We start from the raw sequence: 23,002 nt of genomic DNA on the forward strand, positions 1-23,002 counted from the left end.
GGGCCGTCCGAGGGGCCCGTCGCGCTGGGGGACAATGGGGCCCATGAGTCTGTTCCGCGACGATGCGATCGTGCTGCGCACGCAGAAGCTGGGCGAGGCCGACCGCATCATCAGCCTGCTGACGCGGGGGCACGGACGGGTCCGGGCGGTGGCGCGCGGGGTGCGGCGGACGAAGTCGAAGTTCGGGGCCAGGCTGGAGCCCTTCTCCCACGTGGACGTGCAGTTCTTCGCCCGCGGCAGCGAGCTGGTGGGCCGCGGCCTGCCGCTGTGCACCCAGAGCGAGACGATCGCCCCGTACGGCGGCGCCATCGTGGCCGACTACGCCCGCTACACGGCCGGCACCGCGATGCTGGAGACCGCGGAGCGGTTCACCGACCACGAGGGCGAACCCGCGGTCCAGCAGTACCTCCTCTTGGTCGGCGGGTTGCGCGCGCTGGCCCAGGGCGAGCACGCGCCGCACCTCATCCTGGACGCCTTCCTGCTGCGCTCGCTGGCGGTGAACGGCTACGCGCCCAGCTTCGTGGACTGCGCCAAGTGCGGCCTGGAGGGGCCGAACCGCTTCTTCTCCGTCGCGGCGGGCGGCGTCATATGCGGCGACTGCCGGGTGCCGGGGAGCGTCGTACCCTCGGCTGAGGCCATCACGCTGCTCAGCGCGCTGCTGACCGGCGACTGGCCCACGGCGGACGCCTGCGAGGCGCGCCACGTCCGGGAGGGCAGCGGGCTGGTCTCCGCCTATCTGCACTGGCACATGGAGCGCGGGCTGCGCTCCCTGCGCTACGTCGAGAAGTGATCGAAGCAGTACGAGCGACACCCGCAGAACACGCAGAAGCAGTACGAGCGACACGTAGGAGAAGTGAGCCGCATGGCACGACGCGGAATCCTGGGCCGTTCCCGCCGCGAGTACAAGGTCCCCGAGCCGCACCCCTCGGGCGCGCGCCCCCCGCGGATCCCCGCCGAACTGGTGCCGAACCACGTGGCCTGCGTGATGGACGGCAACGGCCGCTGGGCGAAGGAGCGCGGGCTGCCGAGGACCGAGGGCCACAAGGTCGGCGAGGGCGTCGTGCTCGACGTGCTCAAGGGCTGCCTGGAGATGGGCGTCAAGAACCTCTCCCTGTACGCCTTCTCCACCGAGAACTGGAAGCGCTCGCCCGACGAGGTCCGCTTCCTGATGAACTTCAACCGGGACGTCATCCGGCGCCGCCGCGACGAGATGGACGAACTCGGCATCCGGATCCGCTGGGTGGGCCGCATGCCCAAGATGTGGAAGTCCGTGGTGCAGGAGCTCCAGGTCGCGCAGGAGCAGACCAAGGACAACGACGCCATGACGCTGTACTTCTGCGTCAACTACGGCGGTCGGGCCGAGGTCGCCGACGCCGCGCAGAAGATCGCCCGGGAGGTGGCGGCGGGCCGGCTCGACCCGTCGAAGGTCACCGAGAAGACCTTCCAGAAGTACCTGTACTACGGGGACATGCCCGACGTGGACCTGTTCCTGCGACCCAGCGGCGAGCAGCGCACCTCGAACTACCTGCTCTGGCAGAGCGCGTACGCCGAACTCGTCTTCCAGGACGTGCTGTGGCCCGACTTCGACCGGCGCGACCTGTGGCGGGCGTGCTTGGAGTACGCGCAGCGCGACCGCCGCTTCGGGGGCGCGAAGCCGAACGAGGTGCCGGCGCAGGGCGCGGGGACGAGCGCGGGCTGACGTCGAAGGCCCCCGGAGGCGGTGCGCCTGCGGGGGCCTTCCTCCGTGAGCTTCCCGGCCCGGGTCAGTTCCCGGCGGCGGCGCACTCCGCGCAGGTGCCGAAGATCTCCACCGTGTGCGCCACGTTCACGTAGCCGTGCTGGGCGGCGACGGCCTCCGCCCACTTCTCCACGGCGGGGCCCTCGACCTCGACGGCCTTGCCGCAGACGCGGCACACGAGGTGGTGGTGGTGGTCGTCGGTGGAACAGCGCCGGTACACGGACTCGCCGTCGCTGGTGCGCAGGACGTCGACCTCGCCCGCGTCCGCGAGGGACTGGAGCGTGCGGTAGACGGTCGTCAGCCCGACCGAGTCGCCCCGGTGCTTGAGCATGTCGTGCAGCTCCTGGGCGCTGCGGAACTCGTCCACCTCGTCGAGCGCCGCGGCCACCGCGGCGCGCTGCCGGGTGGACCGGCCTCGCACGGGGGCGGTGTTCCCGCCGGTTGGCGCCGTCGTCACAGGTGCCTCCTCGTATGGCCCGCGTACCCTGTCCCCCCAATTCTGCCAGCCCGCCACCCGCGGACCGAACCATCGGCCCACGCTCCGTAAGTCCCGCGCCCCTCTCCGCGCTCGCCCGGGCGTTTCCGGGCGCCCCTGACCCACCCGCCGTAACCCTGTGGCTGCACTGGTCCCCGTGGACCGTCGCTGGTTGCCCGCGCATATCTGTCCCCTGTGCCCTGCGGGCACGGAAGCACCCCCACCACGCCCAGAGGGCGTGGTGGTACCCCCAGCGCCCCGTACTGGCAGGCCACGCAGCAGCGCCGTTGCGGACGACGCGGTAGGGCGTCCGCGGCCCGTCTGTGGTTGTTCGCGCAGTTCCCCGCGCCCCTAAATGCCATGCCCTCGGCCCGCAGACGAGTGACGGGGGCAGCGAATCAGGGGCGCGGGGAACTGCGCGAACAACCACAGACGGCGGGGCGGACGCCCTACGACATCATTTGCTACGGCGTGATGCGGCGCTTTCAGGGGCGCTGGGGGTGCTTCCGTGCCCGCAGGGCACAGGGGGAGGAACTGCGCGACAAGCCACAGACGGGCCGCAGACGCCCTACCGCATCGCCCGCAACGGCGCTCGCGCGCCCGCTGGCGCGCCCGCAGGGCACCAGGCGGCTAGCGCTGGGCCGGGACGCCTCCGGTGGGCGTGGGCGCCGTCGCGCAGGTCGCGTCCGCTTCCGCGGCGCGGGCACGGCGGCGGGCCAAGGGCGCCGCCGCTGCCGTCAGCGCCACGAAGACCCCGATCGCCAGCAACACGATCGTCGCGCCGGGCGGCAGGTCACGGTAGTACGACGCCGTCGTCCCGCCCAGCGTCACCGCCACCCCGATCCCCACCGCCAGCGCGAACGTCGCGCGGAAGGAGCGGGACACCTGCTGCGCCGCCGCCACCGGCACCACCATCAGCGCGCTCACCAGCAGCAGGCCGACCACCCGCATCGCGACCGAGACGGTCACCGCGGCCGTGACCGCGATCAGCAGGTTCAGCGCCTGCACCGGCAGGCCGGTGACCCGGGCGAACTCCTCGTCCTGGCTGATCGCGAAGAGCTGGCGGCGCAGGCCGACGGAGACCAGCACCACGAACCCCGCGAGCAGCGAGATCGCCAGCAGGTCCGCGTCGGAGACCGCGGAGAGCGAGCCGAACAGGAAGGAGCTGAGGTTCGCCGTGGAGCCGCCGTCGGAGAGGTTGACCAGCAGCACGCCGCCCGCCATGCCGCCGTAGAAGAGCATCGCCAGCGCGATGTCGCCGCGGGTGCGTCCGTACGCCCTGATCAGCTCCATCGTGACCGCGCCGAGGACGGAGACGACGGCCGCCGTCCAGATGGGGCTGGTGGACAGCAGGAAGCCGAGGCCGACGCCGGTCATCGCGACGTGGCCGATTCCGTCGCCCATCAGCGCCTGGCGCCGCTGCACCAGGTAGACGCCGATGGCGGGGGCGGTGATGCCCACCAGCAGGGCCGCGAGCAGGGCCCGCTGCATGAACGCGGTTTCGAGGATTTCCATGGGTCAGCTCAGCAGTCCGGTGCGCAGCGGCTCGCCGGCCGCGTGCGGGTGTACGTGGTCGTGGCCGGGCAGGGCGTGCTGCCCCACGGCCTTCGGGGGCGGGCCGTCGTGCGCGACGCAGCCGTCCCGCAGCACCACCGCCCGGTCGATCATCGGCTCGATGGCGCCCAGCTCGTGCAGCACGAGCAGTACGGTCGTGCCCGCCGCGACCTGCTCGCGCAGGGTCGAGGCGAGGACTTCCTGGCTGGCCAGGTCGACGCCGGCCATCGGCTCGTCCATGATCAGCAGCTCGGGCTCGGAGGCGAGGGCGCGGGCGATCAGCACCCGCTGGTGCTGGCCGCCGGAGAGCGCCTCCACCGAGTCCTTCGCCCGGTCGCCGAGGCCGACGAGGTCGATCGCTCGGTCCACGGCGGCCCGGTCGGCGCGGCTGAGCAGGCCCAGCCGGGTGCGGGAGAGCCGTCCGGAGGTGACGACCTCGCGCACGGTCGCGGGCACCCCGCTCGCGGCGCTGGTGCGCTGCGGCACGTACCCCACCCGGGCCCACTGCCGGAAGTGCCGCAGTTCGGTGCCGAACAGCTCGACGCGGCCCTCGGTGAGCGGCACCCGGCCGATCACGGCGCGCACGGCGGTCGACTTGCCGGAGCCGTTGGCGCCGAGCAGGGCGACGACCTCGCCCTGCTCCACGGTCAGGTCGACGCCGCGCAGCACGGGCCGGGAGCCGAGCGCGGCCCGCGCCCCGCGCAGCGCGATGACCGGCTGCTGCGTTCCCCGGGCGCTCACTTCGCCCCCAGGGCCGTCTTGAGCGCGACCAGGTTGGCGTTCATGACCTCGAAGTAGTCGCGGCCCTTGGACTTGTCGGTGATGCCTTCGAGCGGGTCGAGGACGTCCGTCTTGAGTCCGGTGTCGGCGGCGAGGGTCTTCGCGGTGCGGTCGCTGGCGAGCGTCTCGAAGAAGACCGTGGTGACGTTGTCCTTCTTGGCGACGGACTGGAGTTCCTTGATGCGGGCGAGGGAGGGCTCGGCCTCGGGGTCGACGCCCGCGACGCCCTCCTGCTCCAGCCCGTACCGCCCGGCGAGGTGGCCGAAGGCGGAGTGGGTGGTGATGAAGGTCTTGGTGGTGGTGTTCTTCAGCCCGTCCCGGAAGGAGGCGTCCAGCGCCTTCAACTTCGTGACCAGCGCGTCCGCGTTCTTCTCGTACGCGGCGGCGTTGTCGGGGTCCGCCTTGCCCAGCGCGGCGCCGACGCCTTCGGCGATCTCCGCGTACTTCACCGGGTCCAGCCAGACGTGCGGGTCGGCGCCGTCCTCGCCGTGGTTGTGTCCGTCGTCGGCGCTGTGCCCGCCGTCCTCGCCCTCGCCCTCGGCGTGCTCGTCGTGGCCGTGGCCGTGGCCGTCGTCGGCGCCGTTCCCGCCGCCGCTCTTCCCACCGCTCTTCCCGCCGCTCTTCCCCGCGGTCGTCTCGATGCCGGCGACGTCCAGGTCGGTCAGCGCGGCGGCGTCCGTGGTGTGCTTGACGCCGGCCTTCTCGATGGCTCCGTCGACGGAGGGCTGCACGCCCTTGAGGTACAGCACGTACCCCGCCTCGCTCAGCTGCGCGGTCTGGCGCGGCTTGAGTTCGAGGTCGTGGGGCTCGACGCCCGGCTTGGTGAGGGTGGTGACCTTCACGTGCTCGCCGCCTATCTGCTCGGCGAGGTACTGCATCGGGTAGAACGACGCGACGACCGACAGCTTCCCGCCCTCCTTGCCGTCGGCTGCTCCGGCGTCGGAGCAGGCGGACAGTGCGAGCAGACCGAGAACGGCCGCTCCCGCGGCGGCGGCGGTAGGTATCGGGCGACGTATGTTCATGACACTCATTTTCAACAAAAGTGGAAACGATTGTCAACAAGCTTCCCCACCCCGGGAACGGGCCGCTCGATTTGATCCGGAGGGTGCGAGCGCCGGTAACCTGAGGCATTCGCCCTTAGCCGTCGTTCCCTAGAAGAGAGCACCGTGGCCGCCGACAAGATCGAAACGATTGTCAGCCTGAGCAAGCGCCGTGGCTTCGTCTACCCCTGCAGCGAGATCTACGGTGGTCAGCGCGCTGCCTGGGACTACGGGCCGCTCGGAGTCGAGCTGAAGGAGAACCTGAAGCGCCAGTGGTGGCGCGCGATGGTCACCTCCCGTGAGGACGTCGTCGGAATCGACTCGTCGGTGATCCTCGCCACCGAGGTCTGGGAGGCGTCCGGCCACGTCGCGACCTTCAGCGACCCGCTCACCGAGTGCACCTCCTGCCACAAGCGTTACCGTGCGGACCACCTCGTCGAGTCGTACGAGGAGAAGCACGGCGGTCGCTCCCCCGAGAACGGCCTCGCCGACATCAACTGCCCGCACTGCGGCACCAAGGGCGCCTTCACGGACCCCAAGCAGTTCTCCGGCCTGCTCTCCACCCACCTCGGCCCGACCCAGGACTCCGGCTCCGTCGCCTACCTGCGGCCCGAGACGGCCCAGGGCATCTTCACCAACTTCGCCCTCGTGCAGCAGACCTCGCGCAAGAAGCCGCCGTTCGGCATCGCGCAGATGGGCAAGTCCTTCCGCAACGAGATCACGCCCGGAAACTTCATCTTCCGCACGCGTGAGTTCGAGCAGATGGAGATGGAGTTCTTCGTCAAGCCGGGCGAGGACGAGACGTGGCACGAGTACTGGATGGAGCAGCGCTGGAACTGGTACACGGGCCTCGGCCTGCGCGAGGAGAACATGCGCTGGTACGAGCATCCGAAGGAGAAGCTCTCCCACTACTCCAAGCGCACCGCCGACATCGAGTACCGCTTCCGCTTCGGCGGCAGCGAGTGGGGTGAGCTGGAGGGCGTGGCCAACCGCACGGACTACGACCTCAACGCGCACTCCAAGGCGTCCGGCCACGACCTGTCGTACTTCGACCAGGAGGCCGGCGAGCGCTGGACCCCGTACGTCATCGAGCCCGCCGCGGGCGTCGGCCGCTCGATGCTGGCCTTCCTGCTCGACGCGTACAACGAGGACGAGGCGCCGAACGCCAAGGGCGTCCTGGAGAAGCGCACCGTGATGCGGCTCGACCCGCGCCTGGCGCCGGTGAAGGTCGCGGTGCTGCCGCTCTCCCGCAACCCGCAGCTCTCCCCGAAGGCCAAGGGCCTCGCGGCCGACCTGCGGAAGAACTGGAACATCGAGTTCGACGACGCCGGCGCCATCGGCCGCCGCTACCGCCGTCAGGACGAGATCGGCACGCCGTTCTGCGTCACCGTCGACTTCGACACCCTCGACGACAACGCGGTGACCGTGCGCGAGCGCGACACCATGCAGCAGGAGCGGGTCTCGCTGGACCAGATCCAGGCGTACCTCGGCGCCCGACTGCTGGGCTGCTGAACCGCGTAAGGGCATGAGGAGGGGCCGGCCGGGCGCAGAGCCCGGCCGGCTCTTCCGTGCGCAGGGAAAACCGGGTGCATCCGGCAGTCGGGCGGGGGTAGTGTCGAGGGCATGTCTTCGTTCTTCCAGGTCTACGAGTGAGAGCGCGGCGGCCGCAGCGCCGCCGCCCCGTCTGACGATTCCTCCAGTCACTTCTCACCCTCATGGGAGAACACCATGGCCAAGAGCCGCAACAACCTCCTCGGCGTGGGTGGACAGCGCAAGAAGCTGTCCCGGGCCGAGCAGCGGGGCCACGGCCCCGCAGGCTCCGCCGACCGCCAGGCGTCCGCCGACCAGAAGGCGGAGCTGCTGCGCAAGATGCGCAGCCGTGCGGCGGGCGACGCGTCCGCCGATGCGCCCGAGTCCACCGAGCCGCAGCAGGCCGGGGACGGCGCGGCGCAGCAGGACGGCTGAGCAACTGAGCAGCGCCCCGTAGCGGGCAAGAGAGCATGAACCGGCCCCGGACCGCAGTATGCGGTCCGGGGCCGGCTGCGTTGTTCGGGCGCCCGACTGCGTCATTCACGTTCAGGCGCGGGACGGCTCGGGGCTGGGCTCCGGCTCCTCAAGCCGGTTCGCGCAACTGAGCGCGGTGCTCTGGGCCCAGGCACCGGTCGTCAGCGCGCCCACCAGGAACACCAGGAACCCGCAGCCCGCGATGATCCACCAGGCGGTCCGACTGGCGTCCAGGAAGGAGTCGGCGTAGGCGGTGCTGCGGGCCGCCGCGCCGGCCGCGGTGGCCACCCCGGACGCCAGCACCGTGCCGATCACGGCGACCCCGAGGGTCGCGCCGATCTGGCGGCTGGTGGAGGCCACGGCCGCCGCGACGCCCGCCTGCGCCCTCGGCATCCCGGACACGGCGGTGTTGGTGATCGGCGCGTTCACCAGGCCGAAGCCGATGCCGAACAGCACGTAGCCGGTGAACAGCAGGGCGTTCGAGGTCTCGGCCTGGAAGATCGCGAACAGCAGTCCGCTGGCCGCCATCGTGGCCCCGGCGATCAGCAGCGGCAGCCGGGGGCCGCGGCTGCCGACCATGCGCCCCGACAGCGGTGCGCAGACGAAGGTGAGGCCGGCCATCGGCAGCATGTAGAGCCCGGCGTGCAGCGCGGAGTAGCCGCGGACGTCCTGGAGGTACAGCGTGTTCATGAAGAGGAAGCCGGCCAGGGCGGCGAACGCGGCGATCGCGATGACCGTCGCCCCGCTGAACGGCGCGCTGTGGAAGAAGCGCAGGTCGATCAGGGGCTCCCGGCGCCGGGGCTCGTACAGCAGCACGCCCAGCAGCGCAGCGGCGGCGACCCCGGCGGCGACCGGGCTCTTCTCGATGATCGCGTACGTGAGGGAGCCCAGCAGCGCGATCACCAGCAACTGGCCGACGGGGTCGGCGCGCCGTGGCCTCGGGGCGCGGGACTCGGGGACGTAGCGCCAGGTCAGCAGGAGCGCGGCCAGGCCCACGGGCAGGTTGACCCAGAAGATCGAGCGCCAGCCGACGGAGTCCACCAGCAGTCCGCCGACCAGGGGGCCCGCGGCCATGGAGATGCCGACGACACCGCCCCACACCCCGATCGCCCGGGCGCGTTCGGCCGGGTCGGTGAAGGTGTTGGTGATGATCGACATGGCGACCGGGTTGAGCATGGAGCCGCCCACGGCCTGCACCATCCGGAAGACCACCAGCAGTTCCAGGCTCGGTGCGACGGAGCACAGGGCCGAGCCGAGGGTGAAGAGCACCAGGCCCGCCATGAAGACCTTGCGCCGGCCGATGCGGTCCGCGGTGGAGCCGGCGAGCATCAGCAGGGAGGCGAGGACCAGCGTGTACGCGTCGATCGTCCACTGGAGTCCGGAGACGGAAGCGCCCAGCTCCCGGCCCATGGACGGCAGTGCCACGTTGAGGATGGTGTTGTCGAGGCTGACGATCAGCAGGCTCATGCAGCAGATGCCCAGCACCAGCAAACGGCGCCGCGATGTGAGCTCAGACACATGCATATGTCGATAGTACGGTTAACTAATGACCTTCGCGCTCCCGTGGTGCGCCATACGCGAGAATGGACGGATGACCACGCTCGCCCCGTCCCCCGAACCGACCCCGTCCGCGCCCGCCGCACCGACCTCGGCGCCCGCGGCGTCTGCGGTGCCGTCCGTGCTGGCGATCGGGCCGCACGCGGTGCAGCCGCCGGTGGTGCTCGCCCCGATGGCCGGCATCACCAACGCGCCCTTTCGCACCCTGTGCCGGGAGTTCAGCGGCGGCAAGGGGCTGTTCGTCAGCGAGATGATCACCACCCGGGCGCTGGTCGAGCGCAACGAGAAGACCATGCAGCTGATCCACTTCGACGCGACCGAGACGCCGCGCTCGATCCAGCTCTACGGGGTCGACCCGGTGACCGTCGGCAAGGCGGTCCGGATGATCGTGGACGAGGACCTCGCCGACCACGTCGACCTGAACTTCGGCTGCCCCGTTCCCAAGGTGACCCGCAAGGGCGGCGGCTCCGCCCTGCCGTTCAAGCGCCCCCTGCTGCGCGCCATCCTGCGCGAGGCGGTGGGCAACGCGGGCCCGCTGCCGGTCACGATGAAGATGCGCAAGGGCATCGACGACGACCACATCACGTATCTGGACGCCGGGCGGATCGCCGTGGACGAGGGCGTCACCGCGATCGCCCTGCACGGCCGCACCGCCGCCCAGCACTACGGCGGCACGGCCGACTGGGACGCCATCGCCCGGCTGAAGGAGCACGTCCCGGAGGTCCCGGTGCTCGGCAACGGTGACATCTGGTCCGCGGACGACGCGCTGCGGATGGTCCGCGAGACCGGGTGCGACGGCGTGGTGGTCGGCCGCGGGTGCCTGGGGCGGCCCTGGCTCTTCGCCGACCTCGTCGCCGCCTTCGAGGGCGGTTCCGCGCGCACGGCGCCCACGCTGCGCGAGGTCGCCGCGGTGATGCGCCGGCACGCGGAGCTGCTGGGGGAGTGGATCGGGGACGAGGCACGCGGTGTCATCGACTTCCGCAAGCACGTGGCCTGGTACTTGAAGGGCTTCGCCGTCGGCTCCGAGATGCGCAAGCGGCTGGCCATCACCTCGTCCCTCGCGGAGCTGGACGAGCAGTTGGCGCTGCTGGACCTCGACCAACCGTGGCCGGCGGGCGCCGACGGGCCCCGGGGCCGCACCTCGGGCAACAACCGCGTCGTGCTGCCGGACGGCTGGTTGAAGGACCCGTACGACTGCGCGAGCGTCAGCGCCGACGCCGAGCTGGACACCTCCGGCGGCTGACCGCCAGCCGGCGGATCGGGCGTGCCGAGCGGTGCGCCGCACCTCGGGACGCTCGTCCGGATGATGGAACGGACCCCCTCGCCAGCGCGTGATTCTCGCCACCCTTGATAAGGGTTGCGCTCGGATGAGCGCTCAAAGGTCGATTGCACATCTCAGACGAGTGACACTCCGTGCCAGGCCCTCTGCGTTCACAAGGTGGAGCACTCCTTCACCTTCCGTCGACTCTTCCCCGTTCGTGCGTGACGACCCGTCCCCTTGGCTTCAAGTCGTGAAGCGAAGCTTCTCGGCCGCTCGCCCGTCGGTTCACTTTCGATCCGGTGGCGGACGAGTGGTTACAGCCGTATGACGACCAAGTGGACGTACCCAGACGCCTTTGATCTGGGTATGTTCCTCGCCGTCAGGGCAGCCAGCGAGCCTCGGAGGAGTCGAGAGCCGTGTCGGAAACCAAAGAGCTCCAAGGGCAGAAGTTCGTCTACGACTTCACCGAAGGTAATCGCGACCTCAAGGACCTCCTGGGCGGCAAGGGGGCCAACCTCGCCGAGATGACCAACCTCGGTCTGCCCGTCCCTCCGGGCTTCACGATCACCACCGAGGCGTGCAAGGTCTACCTGGACAGCGGCGAGGAGCCGCCGGCGCTGCGCGCCGAGGTGAGTGCGCACCTCGACGCCCTCGAAGCGAAGATGGGCAAGAAGCTCGGGCAGGCCGACGACCCCCTCCTCGTGTCGGTCCGCTCCGGTGCCAAGTTCTCCATGCCCGGCATGATGGACACCGTCCTCAACATCGGCCTGTCCGACGCCTCCGTGGTCGGGCTCGCCCAGCAGGCCGGCGACGAGCGCTTCGCCTGGGACTCGTACCGCCGGCTCATCCAGATGTTCGGCAAGACCGTCCTCGGCGTCGACGGCGAACTCTTCGAGGAGGCGCTGGAGGACGCCAAGGCCGCCAAGGGCGTCAGCGTCGACACCGACCTCGCGGCGGACGACCTGAAGAAGCTGGTCAAGCAGTTCAAGAAGATCGTCAAGACGCAGGCGGGGCGGGACTTCCCGCAGGACGCCCGCGAGCAGATGGACCTCGCCGTGAAGGCCGTCTTCGAGTCCTGGAACGGCGACCGCGCCAAGCTCTACCGCCGCCAGGAGCGCATCCCCAACGACCTGGGCACCGCCGTCAACGTCTGCTCGATGGTCTTCGGCAACCTCGGCCCGGACTCCGGCACCGGCGTCGCCTTCACCCGCGACCCCGCCAGCGGACAGCAGGGCGTCTACGGGGACTACCTCCAGAACGCCCAGGGCGAGGACGTCGTCGCCGGCATCCGCAACACCGTGCCGCTCGCCGACCTGGAGTCGATCGACAAGGCGTCGTACGACCAGCTCATGCGGATCATGGAGACGCTGGAGAACCACTACCTGGACCTGTGCGACATCGAGTTCACGATCGAGCGCGGACGGCTGTGGATGCTCCAGACCCGGGTGGGCAAGCGGACCGCCGGCGCCGCCTTCCGGATCGCCACCCAACTCGTCGACCAGGGGCTGATCGACGAGGCCGAGGCGCTCCAGCGGGTCAACGGGGCCCAGCTCGCCCAGCTGATGTTCCCCCGCTTCGACGAGGACGCTCCGGTGACCCTGCTGGGTCGGGGCATCGCCGCATCGCCGGGCGCCGCGGTCGGCAAGGCCGTCTTCGACTCGTACACCGCGATCAAGTGGTCGCGCTCGGGCGAGAAGGTCATCCTCATCCGGCGCGAGACCAACCCCGACGACCTGGACGGGATGATCGCCGCCGAGGGCATCCTGACCTCGCGCGGCGGCAAGACCTCGCACGCCGCCGTCGTCGCCCGCGGCATGGGCAAGACCTGCGTCTGCGGCGCGGAGGAGCTGGAGGTCGACACCAAGCGGCGCCGGATGACGGTGAACGGCACCGTGGTCGAGGAGGGCGACGTCGTCTCCATCGACGGCTCCACCGGCAAGGTGTACCTCGGCGAGGTGCCCGTCGTGCCGTCCCCGGTCGTCGAGTACTTCGAGGGTCGGATGCACGCGGGCGCGGACGACGCCGACGAACTGGTCGGCGCCGTGCACCGGATCATGGCGTACGCGGACCGGGTGCGCCGGCTGCGGGTGCGGGCCAACGCGGACAACGCCGAGGACGCGCTGCGCGCCCGGCGGTTCGGCGCCCAGGGCATCGGGCTGTGCCGCACCGAGCACATGTTCCTCGGGGAGCGCCGCGAGATGGTGGAGCGGCTGATCCTCGCCGACCACGACGAGGAGCGCGCCGAGGCGTTGGAGAAGCTGCTGCCGCTCCAGCGCAAGGACTTCGTCGAGCTGTTCGAGGCGATGGACGGACTGCCGGTGACGGTCCGGCTGCTCGACCCGCCGCTGCACGAGTTCCTGCCGGACATCACCGAGTTGTCCGTGCGCGTGGCGCTCGCCGAGTCCCGCAAGGACCACAACGAGAACGACCTGCGGCTGCTCCAGGCCGTCCACCGGCTGCACGAGCAGAACCCGATGCTGGGGCTGCGCGGCGTACGGCTCGGGCTGGTCATCCCCGGTCTGTTCGCGATGCAGGTGCGCGCGATCGCCGAGGCCGCCGCGGCCCGCAAGGACGCCAAGGCCGATCCGCGCGCCGAGATCATGATCCCGCTGGTGGGCACGGTCCAGGAGTTGGAGATCGTCCGCGACGAGGCGGAGCGGGTCATCGCCGAGGTCGAGGCGGCCACCGGCACCTCGCTGAAGCTGGCGCTGGGCACGATGATCGAGCTGCCGCGGGCGGCGCTGACCGCCGCTCAGATCGCGGAGGCCGCGGAGTTCTTCAGCTTCGGCACCAACGACCTCACCCAGACCGTGTGGGGCTTCTCCCGGGACGACGTGGAGGCCAGCTTCTTCACCGCCTACCTGGAGAAGGGCATCTTCGGGGTCTCGCCCTTCGAGACCATCGACAAGGACGGCGTCGGATCGCTGGTGCGCAGCGCGGTGGAGGCGGGGCGGGCCACCCGTCCGGGGCTGAAGCTGGGCGTGTGCGGCGAGCACGGCGGCGACCCCGAGTCGGTGCACTTCTTCCACGAGGTGGGGTTGGACTACGTGTCCTGCTCGCCGTTCCGGGTGCCGGTGGCGCGGCTGGAAGCGGGGCGCGCGGCCGCGGTGTCGCAGGGCAGCGACTCGCGCTGACCGCGGGCGGGGAGGCCGCGGCTGAGCCGCGGCCGCAAGACGAGGAGCGGGCGCCATGTGCGGGGCGCCCGCTCCTTCTTCATTGCCTTCGTACGTCCTCGTAGGTCTTCTGACGCCTTCGTGCAGCGACGGCGGGTGCGGCGTGCTGGGGCGTGCGGGTGGGGCGTGGTGGCGCGTGAGTGGGGCGCGGGGCGTGGGGGTGTGCGCCTGCGTTGGGCTGCGTTGATTCGCCCGTTGGGACGCGTTCATTTGCGCTCAATGGCGCTCCGTGGTGCTCAGCCGTGTGGGGCCGTGTGCCCTGGCGCGGTGTTTACCGGACTTCCGAAAAGTGTCTTCTGAATTCAGCTCTTCAGACGCCACAAACGGCGGAGGATGACATTCCGTCCAACATGGGCGGGGCGCGGCCCGTGGATCCCCATCCGCGGGCCGCGCCCCATTACCCCGGCCGGACAGGGAGCCGCACCTTCTGTCACCCGCCGCCGGACGTGCAAAGCCCCCCACGGTCTTCGCCTCGTCCATCGGAGACAGAAGGAACCTGCCCGACGCGGTACAGGATTTCGGTTCGCACCCGGGCTGGGCGAGACATTTCAACTCTGGCTGAAACTCCCTGGTAACCGGTTGTGATGACGTGCATACTCAGGGGTAGGGGGCGATTGCTGGTGCAACAGTGGGGGTTCAGTGCTCCGTATCCATTTCACGGGCGACGATCTGGCCAAAGTGAGAATGGCGGCAAAACCGGATGTCCTGTGGGAAACGATTCTCAGTTTTCATCGATTGCGGGAGCGGCGCCGTGCCCTGATGTTCGGGGAATGGCGTACGGAAACCCGTGCCCGGTTGAACGGTGAAACAAACCTGCTGGCCGCACTGGTCCCGCCCAAGGGATATTTTCCGGACTTCCTGACCCCGCCGGAAGCGGGCGGTGGGTTGGAATCCGGCCTCGAAGCGATACGGGCCACCGCGCCCGCGCGGTTACATTCCGAACTGACCCTCGCTTCAGCAGCACGTGCATCCGCGCGTGCGTCCGGCCCTGCATCCGGCCCCTCTGCCGGGCCCGCGGCCCCTTCGGGAGCGGCCGTCATCGGCGGTCTCGCCGAGGGCGCGCCCCAGGCGCTGTCCCGATTGCTTTCGGCCCTGCGCGGGTATCACCGGGCGGCGATCGAGCCGTACTGGCCGCACATTCAAGCCAGGGTCGAGGCGGACCGGGCCGTACGGGGCCGGGCGCTGCTCGACGGCGGCGCCGCTGAACTCCTGGGCTCGCTGCCGCCGGTGTTGCGCTGGCGCGCGCCCGTCCTGGAGGCGGACTACCCGGTCGACCGCGAACTGCACCTCGACGGGCGCGGATTGCTGCTCCAGCCGTCGTTCTTCTGTCGCGGCACCCCCGTGGTGCTGCGGGACGCGACGCTGCCGCCCGTCCTGGTCTATCCGGTGGCCCATGCGCCCGACCCCGCCTTCGGCGAGGGGTCTTCGGCGCTCGGCCCCTCTCTCGGGCGGCTCGTCGGCCACACCCGGTCGGTCGTGCTCCAGGCCATCCGGTACGGCTGCACCACCAGCGAACTGGCCCGCAGGGCGGGCGTTTCGCTCGCCTCGGCCAGCCAGCACGCCGCCGTGCTGCGGGAGGCGGGGCTGGTGCTGACCCTGCGGCACGGCAATGCCGTGCTGCACACCCTCACCCCGCTGGGCGCCGCCCTGCTGCGGGGCGGCGCTCCTGCGGAGGCGCCGGCGGGTTGACCCCCGCCGGCGCGGGCGCGGGCGGGCTTCAGGTGCGGAAGGGGCCCGTCACGTGCGGAAGGGGCCCGTCACCTCGTAGGTGATCCCGTCGGACGACGAGCCGGTCGTGCCGCGCTGGCTGGAGAAGTACAGCCGCGACCCGTTCGGCGAGAAGGCCGGCCCGCAGATCTCCGACGACGACTGGCCGTTGATCCGCAGGAACGGTGCGACGACCCCGGTCGGGGTGATCACGCAGATCTCCATGTTCCCGCCGTCCTCGGCGACGAAGAGGTCCCCGGACGCGGCGGAGGTGACGTTGTCCACCCCGGTGAGGGGCGCGCTGCCGCCGGTGACCAGGGAGTCGTCGTACGCCAACTCGTAGGTGCTGCTGGTCAGGTTGAGCTGCCAGACCCGGTTGTCGCCCTTGGTGGTGAACCACAGCTTGTCGTCCGCGTAGTGACAGCCCTCGCCGCTGCTGAACTTCTTCGCCCCCGACACCTGGCTGCGGGTCGCGGTCGGGGAGCCGTCCGGGTCCGGGACGTCCGCCCAGCGGTAGCTGCCGGTGGTCGAGGAGCCCGCCACCAGCACCTGGAGCTTGCCGGAGGAGAGGTCGCCCCAGGTGGTGGGGGTGAAGCGGTACAGACAGCCGTTGGACTCGTCCTCGGTCAGATAGATCGTCTTGCGGACCGGGTCGGCCGCCGCCGCCTCGTGCACGAAGCGGCCCATCGCGTCCCGGCGCACCGCGGGCTTCACGCCCCAGGGGTCCGTCTCGAAGACGTAGCCGCGACCGACCTCCTCGCAGGAGAGCCAGGTGTTCCACGGCGTCGCGCCGCCCGCGCAGTTGCGTCGGGTGCCCGACAGGATGGGGTACGCGTCCGTGATCGCCCCGGACGAGGAGAAGCGCACCGCGCCCGCGCCGCCTCCGGTGGACAACTCCGCGTTCGACACGTAGATCCAGCCGGTGCCGTCCACGAAGCACGCACCGCCGTCGGGCGCGCCGTGCCAGGCGTACGAACTGGGCCCGACCCGTTGCCCGGAGCGGGCGATCAAGCGGCTGCTGAAGCCGTTCGGCAGTTGGATGCCGTTGGCGTCGGCCGGCCGCAGGGCGCCGTAGGGGCCCGGGCCGGGTTGGGCGGGGTCGGCGAGGGCGGCGCCCCGCCACAGCGAGCCGCCGAAGGCGGTCGCCGACGCACCGATGACCGCTCCGCGCAGGAAGTTGCGACGTTCCACGTATCGCTCCAGGGGAATGGGGGGTCACCCGTCGCGCCGGACGGCGGACGGGGCCGTGCGGAGGGAACGTAGCACCAGCGGTTGACGAGTGCACGACAAAGGTCGGGCCTTTCGTCGTCGTACATGTGAACGGGCGTGGTCCCCGACTGCTCCTACCGGCCCATCAGTTGACGGGGTCCGACGGGGACGGCGGCCCCGGGACCGGACCCGGACCCGGCAACCGGAAGCGCAGTCGACAGATCACCGCCTGCGTGTCCCGGCGCACCGCGTGCGCCAGCACCGCGCCCCGCTGGTTCTGCAGCAGCCGCTGCCACCAGCGGTCCGGCTCCACCTCCGGTATCAACACCGTCACCCGGGTCCCCGGGTGGTACTGGTACACCCGCCGTACGTACTGGGACACCGGACGTCCTATGGTCCGGTGCTCCGAGCGCAGCTCCACCAGCTCCACGCCCGGGTTCCACCGCGCCCAGTCCCGGCGCAGCTCACGCGCCGCCTCCTGGTCCTCCGCGTCGTCGTGGGTGACCGTCACCGCCCGCACCTCGTCGCCCAGGGACACGGCCGCGTTCACCGCCTCGCAGGTGAGCCGGGACAGGTGCGACACCGGCACGATCACCAGGGAGCGGTCCCGGTGCGGTGCCTCGGGGACCCGCCCCAGCCCGATCCGGTCGTCGATGCTGCCGTACGCCCGGTGCACCCGCTCGAAGAGCAGCACCAGCAGCGGCAGCGCGATCACCACCAGCCAGGCGCCCTCGGTGAACTTGGTCGCGGTGACCACGACCGTGCTCACTCCGGTCAGCAGGGCGCCCAGGCCGTTCAGGGCGGCCTTGAGCCGCCAGCGCGCGGAGCGTTCGGCGTACCAGTGGACGACCATTCCGGCCTGGCAGATGGTGAAGCCGACGAAGACGCCGATCGCGAACAGCGGCACCAGGGTGTTGGTGTCGCCGCCGGAGAAGAGCAGCAGCAGCGCCGCGACCGCGGCCAGCGCCAGCACGCCGTGGCGGTGCACCTCGCGGTCGGCCTTCAGCCGGAAGACGTGCGGCAGGTAGTTGTCCCTGGCCAGCAGGGACATCAGCACCGGCAGCCCGCCGAAGGAGGTGTTCGCGGCCAGCGCCAGCAGGACGACCGTGGCGAACTGCACCACGTAGAAGCCCCAGTTGTGGCCGAGGGAGGCGTCCGCGAGCTGCGCCAGCACCGTCACGCCCTCCACCGGTTGGAGCTGGAAGCGGCCGATGAGGACGGACAGCCCGATCAGCATCACGCCGAGGAGCGCGCCGAGCGCCACCTCGGTGTGCTGGGCGCGGCGGGCGGCGGGCGCCCGGAAGGACGGCACGGCGTTCGCCACCGCCTCCACTCCCGTCAGCGCCGAACAGCCGGACGCGAACGCCTTCAGCAGGAGCAGCGCGCCGACGGTGGTGGCGTCGTCGCCCAGCGCGGAGGCGTGGCCGGCGGCGGCCTCGGTGGACGCGGGTGCGCTGCGGAACAGCCCGACCACGATCAGCGTCAGGATCGATCCCACGAAGACCGCCGTCGGCACGATGAACGCCTTCGCCGAATCGACGATGCCCCGCAGGTTCACGCCCGTCACCAGGACCAGGACGCCCGCGCACAGCCACATCCGGTCGTCGTAGAGGGAGGGGAAGGCGGAGGTCAGCGCGGCGACGCCGGCGGTCACCGACACGGCCACGTTCAGCACGTAGTCGAGGACGAGGGAGGCGGCGGCCGTCAGCGAGGTGCGCTTGCCCAGGTGCCGGCGGGCGACCGCGTACGAGCCGCCGCCGTTCGGGAAGGCGGCGATGACCTGGCGGTACGACGCCACGAGCACCGCGAGCAGCGCGGCGATCGCCAGGGTCACGGGGAGGGTGTAGCCGAGCCCGGCCGCGCCGGCCGCGGCGAGGACGAGCACGATGGCCTCGGGGCCGTACGCCACCGAGGCCATCGCGTCCAACGAGAGGGCGGCGAGGCCCTGGAGCGAGGTCAGCCGGTGCTTCTCGCGCCGGTCGGGCTTGGTGGGGCGGTCGGTGTCTGCGGTGTTCCCGATGCCTCCGGGCGCATCGGTGTTCCCGGTGTTCTTGGTGTTCCCGGTGCCCCGAGGGGCTCCGGCGCCTCCGGGGTCGCTGACGCCGTTCGGGCCTGCGGGCGTGTCGGGTCTGGCTGGGGCGTCCGGAGTCGGCGTGGCCGCGTCTCCGGAGGCGTCCGACGACGTGGACATGCTGGTCATCGTGGTGGATCCCTCCCTGGTGGCCCTCGCCGTGAGGGCGGCACCCCAGCGTGAGGGAGCGTTTTTCGTCGTGCGCGTCCCTTTGTCATGACTCTTGCGTCCAAGGGGGCCGTCTTCACGGGATGTTGACGCGGGGCGTAGGGAACGCGTCAGGAATCCGTCGGGCCGCCGCCCGCGGGCGCACGACGGCCTACCGTCCGGGCCATGGAGAGTCGACCCCGCGGCGGCGGTCTGGAGGACGGCGGAGACCGGGACGGGCTCGGCGGTCCCGGCAGCGGCGGCGTCGACCGCCCGGTGGGCGACGGCGGTTCACCGGACGGCGGCGACGTGCTCGCCGAGGACCGGAGATGGATGCCCGACCTGTGGGCGGCCTGTTTCTGCGCCCTCGCGCTCCTCCTGCTGCTGCACCTCGTGGACCTCGGCGCCGGCACGCTCAGCGCACCGCGCTGCGCCCTGTGGTGCACCCTCGGCACCACTCTGTTCGCCGTGCTCTACCCGCCGCGGGTGACCGTCGGTCGCGGCTGGCTGTCGGTGCGGGGCCTGGTGCGGGAGCGCCGGATCGACACGCACCTGTTGGTCCAGGTCGAACGGCGCGGTGGCGTCGCGCAGCGGGTGGTGCTGCGGGACGCGCGGGGCGGCCGGGTCGAGGTCGACCCGAGCACCCTCGTCGACAACCCGCTGATCTGGCACGCGGTGGACGTCGGTGTCCGTCGCTCGCGCGCGAACGGGCTGCTGCGCACCGGCGGCCCCGCCTTCGACTCGCTCGCCCTGCTGATGGCGCGGGTGGAGAACGACGCGGCGCGGGCGGTCTTCGAGGCGTCGGACCTGAAGTGAGCGCCTGACCGCGGTGGCGCGGGCACGGGTGCGCCGTGGGGGAGGGTCGGATAGTGTGGCCGTCCCCTCGCCCGAGCCGGGCGGGACCGATCGAGGAGGTGGGACCCATCACTGCCGTGTCAGATCGGGCGTTCCCCTCGCACGGGCCCGCGGCCCATTCGGAACACCGGAGCCGGTGATCCGAGGAGCGTCCTTCGTGTTGTCGAAAGGCCGCTCCCATGTCGTACGTTCCGCTGCCCGTCGATCCGTCGGACACCGCTCCTTCCCTTGCTGCCGATGTTGTCGGTGCTGGTGTCGGTGAGGCGGTCGTCGAGCGGCTGCGCGCGGCCGGCTGCGTCTTCGCGGAGGACGAGGCACGGCTGCTGCTGGCCGCCGCGGACCGGCGCCCCGACCGACTGAACGCCCTGGTCGAGCGACGCGTCGCCGGGCTTCCGTTGGAACACGTGCTGGGCTGGGCCGAGTTCTGCGGGCTGCGCGTCGAGGTCGACCCGGGGGTCTTCGTACCGCGGCGTCGGACCGAGTTCCTGGTGCGGCACGCCCTCGCCCCGGCCCGGCCGGGCGCCGTCGTGGTCGACCTGTGCTGCGGCTCGGGGGCGCTCGGCGCGGCCCTGGCCGCGGGCGTCGGAGCAGGGGACGGAGCAGGGGATGCTTCGGCGGGCGTCGCGGGCGTCGCGGGCGTCGCGGGCGTCGCGGGCGTCGCGGGAGGCGCGGGAGGCGCGGGAGGCGGGGTCGGTGTCGGTGTCGGTGTCGAACTGCACGCCGCCGACATAGACCCGGCGTCGGTCCGCTGCGCCCGTCGCAACGTGGCGCCCTACGGCGGCCGGGCCTACCAGGGCGACCTCTACGCGGCGCTCCCCGCCCGGTTGCGCGGCACCGTCGACGTACTGCTGGCGAACGTGCCGTACGTGCCGACCGACGAGATCGACTTCCTGCCGGCCGAGGCGCGGGAGTACGAGGCGCGCGTCGCCCTCGACGGCGGCCGGGACGGCCTCGACGTGCTGCGCCGCGTCGCCGCCGAGGCGCGGAGCTGGCTCGCGCCGGGCGGCTCACTGCTCTTCGAGACCGGCCAGCGGCAGACGGCCCCGGCGGTGGAGGCCGTGTTGCGGGGCGGGTTGGCCGCGCGGGTGGAGACGTCGGAAGAGTCGGCGGCGACGGTGGTCATCGGGAGCCGGCCGGGGCGGTCGCCGCGCCGGCCGCGTCCGTCGGGCCCCGGACCGGCTTCACGCCGATGAGGTGGGCGAAGGCGACCACGTTCCCCTGGTAGCCGCTCTTTTTGTTGAACCCGCCGCCGCAGGTGATCACCCTCAGCTCCGCGCGGTCCTTGGCGCCGTACACCTTCGCGTCGGGGAAGTCGTCCGCCTCGTACACCTCGATCGCGTCGATGGTGAACACCGCCACCCGCCCGTCGGCCCGCACCACCTCGATGCGGTGGCCCTTCTCCAGGGCGCCGAGGGCGTAGAAGACGGCGGGGCCCTTGGCGTTGTCGACGTGCCCCGCGACGACGGACGTGCCGCGGGAGCCCGGGGGCGTGCCGTTGCGGAACCAGCCGGCCAGATTGCCCTGTTCGGCCGGCGGCACCTCAAGGCCGCCCTTGGCGTCCAGGCCGAGTCCCGTCATCGGGGCGTCCACGTCGATGTCGGGGATGCGCAGCCGCAGGGGGGCCGACGGCGGCAGCGGATCGGCCGCGGCGTCCGTGTGCGTCCGGGGGCCGGCGGCGAACGCCTGCGCGGCGGAGGGGGAGGGCGGCGTGACGTTCTGCGCGCCGTCGTGGACGAGCCACAGCCCGGTGCAGACGGCGGCGGCGATGCACCACCCCTTGGCCTGGGAGCCCAAAGGTCCTCCGTGGTGAGGGCGTGTGACGGCGTGCAGCGTGCGGGGGTGGGTACGGGGTGCGGGGTACGGATGTGCCCCGCTCCCGTCGGGCCGAACTGGGCCAGGGCCGACGGGAGCGGGGACGGGGCGGGAACGTGGGGCGCGCGAGGCGGCCCGTCAGCTGCCCTGCGCGTCTCTCGCCCGACGACGCAGAAGCAGGGTCCCGCCGGCGGCGGCAGCGGCCAGTACGGCCACACCCACCGCGATCTGGGTGGTGTCCGGGCCAACGCTGCCGCCGAGACCGGTCCGTACGTGGCCACTGGGCTCGTCGCGGCGCTGCTCGCCCGAGCCTTCGTTGCCCCGGTCCCCGGACTTGTGCCTCATCACCACGTCGCCCGAGCTGCGCTTGCCGTTCTTGCAGCGCACCTCGACGCGGTAACTGCCCGACTCGATGCTGTGCGGCGCCTGGAACTCGCCGACCACGGAATCCCGGTGGGAGCCGGGGGAGAGGTGGAACTCGTCCACCCCGAGCGAACGGGCGTCGCCGGTGCCGTGGCCGTCCTTGCCGCACGCCGTCGTGTTGACGGTGATCGTGGTGCCCGGCTCGGCGGTGGACGGGAAGACCTCCAGCCGACCGCCGCCGTCCTCGGCGTGCGCTGCGGAGGCGCCGAGGCCGAGCCCTATGGTCGCGGTGGCGAGCGCGGCGCTGGACAGCAGGCGGGCGGTGGTGCGCATGGTCTCCTCCGGAGCACGGCGAATTGGTCCGTCTCCTCCGAGGTAATGCACGGGACGTCGACACCGCCTGCTGATAAGTCATCAGATCACGCCCCATTGCGCGGCGTGGCGTCCTGGACGTACTGCGTCACCGCAGGTCAGGTGGGGTGCTCTGGTTTTCCTCCGCGGTGCGCGCCGATCGGGTGACGCGGTCGGTCCGGGCGTGGGCGCAAGGTCGGCTTGACCTCAAGCGAGCTTGAGGTCAGAGGCTCTCACCCATGAACACGACCACGCGGGAGAACCCGCAACTCGCCCCTGCCCGTACGCACTCGGGCACGCATCCGCAGCAGGATCCGCTGAAGTTGGCCGTCATCGTCGCCAGCAATCGACGGGGGCGCTTCGCCCCCGTGATCGTCCGCTGGTTCGTGCGCCATGCGCAGCAGCGCGACGATCTGGACGTCACCCTGGTCGACCTGGCCGACCTCGACCTTCCGACGGCGCTCGGGTCGGCGGCGCCCGAAGGGCTGGCGGCCGTCTCGGCGACGCTGGCGCAGGCCGATGCGTTCGTCGTGGTGACGCCCGAGTACAACCACTCGTACCCGGCGGCCCTGAAGAGCCTGATCGACTGGCACTACGCGCAGTGGCACGCCAAGCCCGTCGCCTTCGTCTCCTACGGCGGGGTCTCCGGCGGCCTGCGCGCCGTCGAACACCTCCGGCAGGTCTTCGCCGAACTGCACGCCACGACCGTCCGCGACACGGTCTCCTTCCACAACGCCCACGGCGACTTCGACGGCGAGGGCCACCACAAGGACCCCGCGGGCTGCGACGCCGCGGCGAAGGCGCTGCTGGACCGGTTGACCTGGTGGGGGCACGCCCTGCGGAACGCGCGGAGCGAGCGACCGTACGCCGCGTGACGCCCGGCGCGGGGCCGTGCGCGTGCGTAC

The 23,002-nt window shown here is 71.5% G+C and carries 19 protein-coding genes; 10 read left to right on the forward strand and 9 right to left on the reverse strand.

The genetic code is table 11. From position 1 onward, the window contains the following. Positions 1-43 precede the first annotated feature (43 nt). Both recO and ACH4E8_RS10930 read left to right on the forward strand, forming a co-directional pair. A complete protein-coding gene (gene recO, locus ACH4E8_RS10925; RefSeq protein WP_361965609.1) occupies positions 44-790 on the forward strand; it encodes a DNA repair protein RecO in 747 nt (248 codons plus the stop codon). Positions 791-862: 72 nt separating this feature from the next. Beyond that, on the forward strand, positions 863-1,699 hold the full coding sequence (locus tag ACH4E8_RS10930) for an isoprenyl transferase (protein WP_398446565.1): 837 nt from the start codon (positions 863-865) through the stop codon (positions 1,697-1,699). 64 nt (positions 1,700-1,763) lie between these two features. On the opposite strand, the gene ACH4E8_RS10935 is transcribed toward ACH4E8_RS10930, so the two are convergent. From ACH4E8_RS10935 to ACH4E8_RS10950, 4 genes are all read right to left on the reverse strand, one after another. Next, entirely contained in the window at positions 1,764-2,195 is a 432-nt protein-coding gene (locus ACH4E8_RS10935) for a transcriptional repressor (RefSeq protein ID WP_361532000.1), read from the reverse strand. A gap of 648 nt (positions 2,196-2,843) precedes the next feature. Further along, positions 2,844-3,728 carry a metal ABC transporter permease gene (locus tag ACH4E8_RS10940; RefSeq protein WP_398446567.1) on the reverse strand — a complete coding sequence of 295 codons (885 nt, stop codon included), beginning with the start codon at positions 3,726-3,728 and terminating at the stop codon, positions 2,844-2,846. Positions 3,729-3,731: 3 nt separating this feature from the next. Continuing rightward, on the reverse strand, positions 3,732-4,508 hold the full coding sequence (locus ACH4E8_RS10945; RefSeq protein WP_398446569.1) for a metal ABC transporter ATP-binding protein: 777 nt from the start codon (positions 4,506-4,508) through the stop codon (positions 3,732-3,734). Further along, positions 4,505-5,569 (reverse strand): metal ABC transporter substrate-binding protein, encoded by a 1,065-nt coding sequence (locus ACH4E8_RS10950; protein ID WP_398446571.1) that lies wholly within the window; start codon positions 5,567-5,569, stop codon positions 4,505-4,507. Before ACH4E8_RS10950 ends, ACH4E8_RS10945 begins: the two co-directional genes overlap by 4 nt. A 144-nt stretch (positions 5,570-5,713) precedes the next feature. On the opposite strand from ACH4E8_RS10950, the gene ACH4E8_RS10955 reads away from it, so the two are divergent. Then, positions 5,714-7,099, forward strand: coding sequence for a glycine--tRNA ligase (locus ACH4E8_RS10955; protein WP_398446572.1), 1,386 nt, complete (start codon positions 5,714-5,716; stop codon positions 7,097-7,099). Positions 7,100-7,315: 216 nt separating this feature from the next. Further along, positions 7,316-7,552: a DUF6243 family protein gene (locus ACH4E8_RS10960; protein WP_398446574.1), complete on the forward strand. Its 237-nt coding sequence runs from the start codon at positions 7,316-7,318 to the stop codon at positions 7,550-7,552. Between the two features lie 111 nt (positions 7,553-7,663). On the opposite strand, the gene ACH4E8_RS10965 is transcribed toward ACH4E8_RS10960, so the two are convergent. Further along, on the reverse strand, positions 7,664-9,109 hold the full coding sequence (locus ACH4E8_RS10965) for an MFS transporter (protein WP_398447278.1): 1,446 nt from the start codon (positions 9,107-9,109) through the stop codon (positions 7,664-7,666). A 73-nt stretch (positions 9,110-9,182) separates the two neighbouring features. On the opposite strand from ACH4E8_RS10965, the gene dusB reads away from it, so the two are divergent. From dusB to ACH4E8_RS10980, 3 genes are all read left to right on the forward strand, one after another. Further along, on the forward strand, positions 9,183-10,391 hold the full coding sequence (gene dusB / locus ACH4E8_RS10970; RefSeq protein WP_398446576.1) for a tRNA dihydrouridine synthase DusB: 1,209 nt from the start codon (positions 9,183-9,185) through the stop codon (positions 10,389-10,391). A 434-nt stretch (positions 10,392-10,825) separates the two neighbouring features. Then, positions 10,826-13,543 carry a pyruvate, phosphate dikinase gene (gene ppdK / locus ACH4E8_RS10975; protein ID WP_398446578.1) on the forward strand — a complete coding sequence of 906 codons (2,718 nt, stop codon included), beginning with the start codon at positions 10,826-10,828 and terminating at the stop codon, positions 13,541-13,543. 678 nt (positions 13,544-14,221) lie between these two features. Next, the gene (locus ACH4E8_RS10980) at positions 14,222-15,271 is read left to right on the forward strand and encodes an ArsR/SmtB family transcription factor (RefSeq protein ID WP_398446580.1); all 1,050 of its coding nucleotides are present in this window, start codon (positions 14,222-14,224) and stop codon (positions 15,269-15,271) included. Between the two features lie 48 nt (positions 15,272-15,319). Here ACH4E8_RS10980 and ACH4E8_RS10985 read toward each other — a convergent pair whose 3' ends face one another. Together ACH4E8_RS10985 and ACH4E8_RS10990 are read right to left on the reverse strand one after the other, a co-directional pair. Beyond that, a complete protein-coding gene (locus tag ACH4E8_RS10985; RefSeq protein WP_398446582.1) occupies positions 15,320-16,480 on the reverse strand; it encodes an alkaline phosphatase PhoX in 1,161 nt (386 codons plus the stop codon). Between the two features lie 163 nt (positions 16,481-16,643). Further along, positions 16,644-18,689 (reverse strand): APC family permease, encoded by a 2,046-nt coding sequence (locus tag ACH4E8_RS10990; protein ID WP_398446584.1) that lies wholly within the window; start codon positions 18,687-18,689, stop codon positions 16,644-16,646. Between the two features lie 213 nt (positions 18,690-18,902). On the opposite strand from ACH4E8_RS10990, the gene ACH4E8_RS10995 reads away from it, so the two are divergent. Both ACH4E8_RS10995 and ACH4E8_RS11000 read left to right on the forward strand, forming a co-directional pair. Continuing rightward, positions 18,903-19,532 carry a hypothetical protein gene (locus ACH4E8_RS10995; protein WP_398446586.1) on the forward strand — a complete coding sequence of 210 codons (630 nt, stop codon included), beginning with the start codon at positions 18,903-18,905 and terminating at the stop codon, positions 19,530-19,532. Positions 19,533-19,750: 218 nt separating this feature from the next. Next, positions 19,751-20,764, forward strand: a complete 1,014-nt coding sequence (locus tag ACH4E8_RS11000) for a HemK family protein methyltransferase (RefSeq protein WP_398446588.1) — start codon at positions 19,751-19,753, stop codon at positions 20,762-20,764. Here the strand turns inward: ACH4E8_RS11000 and ACH4E8_RS11005 are convergent. Further along, on the reverse strand, positions 20,691-21,365 hold the full coding sequence (locus ACH4E8_RS11005) for a class F sortase (RefSeq protein WP_398446590.1): 675 nt from the start codon (positions 21,363-21,365) through the stop codon (positions 20,691-20,693). The genes ACH4E8_RS11000 and ACH4E8_RS11005 overlap by 74 nt on opposite strands. A gap of 156 nt (positions 21,366-21,521) precedes the next feature. Then, a complete protein-coding gene (locus ACH4E8_RS11010; RefSeq protein WP_398446592.1) occupies positions 21,522-22,079 on the reverse strand; it encodes a hypothetical protein in 558 nt (185 codons plus the stop codon). Positions 22,080-22,336: 257 nt separating this feature from the next. Here ACH4E8_RS11010 and ACH4E8_RS11015 point away from each other — a divergent pair, with 257 nt between their 5' ends. Then, entirely contained in the window at positions 22,337-22,972 is a 636-nt protein-coding gene (locus ACH4E8_RS11015; RefSeq protein WP_398446594.1) for an NADPH-dependent FMN reductase, read from the forward strand. Positions 22,973-23,002: the final 30 nt, after the last annotated feature.

Origin of the sequence: Streptomyces sp. NPDC017979, assembly GCF_044328175.1 — a bacterium.
GTDB lineage: Bacteria > Actinomycetota > Actinomycetes > Streptomycetales > Streptomycetaceae > Streptomyces.

Coding starts and splice junctions, on each gene's coding strand:
- ACH4E8_RS10950 (WP_398446571.1), bottom strand. CDS start 5,569: ATGAACATACGTCGCCCGATACCTACCGCCGCCGCCGCGGGAGCGGCC.
- ACH4E8_RS10940 (WP_398446567.1), bottom strand. CDS start 3,728: ATGGAAATCCTCGAAACCGCGTTCATGCAGCGGGCCCTGCTCGCGGCC.
- ACH4E8_RS11000 (WP_398446588.1), top strand. CDS start 19,751: ATGTCGTACGTTCCGCTGCCCGTCGATCCGTCGGACACCGCTCCTTCC.
- ACH4E8_RS10990 (WP_398446584.1), bottom strand. CDS start 18,689: ATGTCCACGTCGTCGGACGCCTCCGGAGACGCGGCCACGCCGACTCCG.
- ACH4E8_RS10930 (WP_398446565.1), top strand. CDS start 863: ATGGCACGACGCGGAATCCTGGGCCGTTCCCGCCGCGAGTACAAGGTC.
- ACH4E8_RS10960 (WP_398446574.1), top strand. CDS start 7,316: ATGGCCAAGAGCCGCAACAACCTCCTCGGCGTGGGTGGACAGCGCAAG.
- ACH4E8_RS11010 (WP_398446592.1), bottom strand. CDS start 22,079: ATGCGCACCACCGCCCGCCTGCTGTCCAGCGCCGCGCTCGCCACCGCG.
- ACH4E8_RS11015 (WP_398446594.1), top strand. CDS start 22,337: ATGAACACGACCACGCGGGAGAACCCGCAACTCGCCCCTGCCCGTACG.
- dusB (WP_398446576.1), top strand. CDS start 9,183: ATGACCACGCTCGCCCCGTCCCCCGAACCGACCCCGTCCGCGCCCGCC.
- recO (WP_361965609.1), top strand. CDS start 44: ATGAGTCTGTTCCGCGACGATGCGATCGTGCTGCGCACGCAGAAGCTG.
- ACH4E8_RS10995 (WP_398446586.1), top strand. CDS start 18,903: ATGGAGAGTCGACCCCGCGGCGGCGGTCTGGAGGACGGCGGAGACCGG.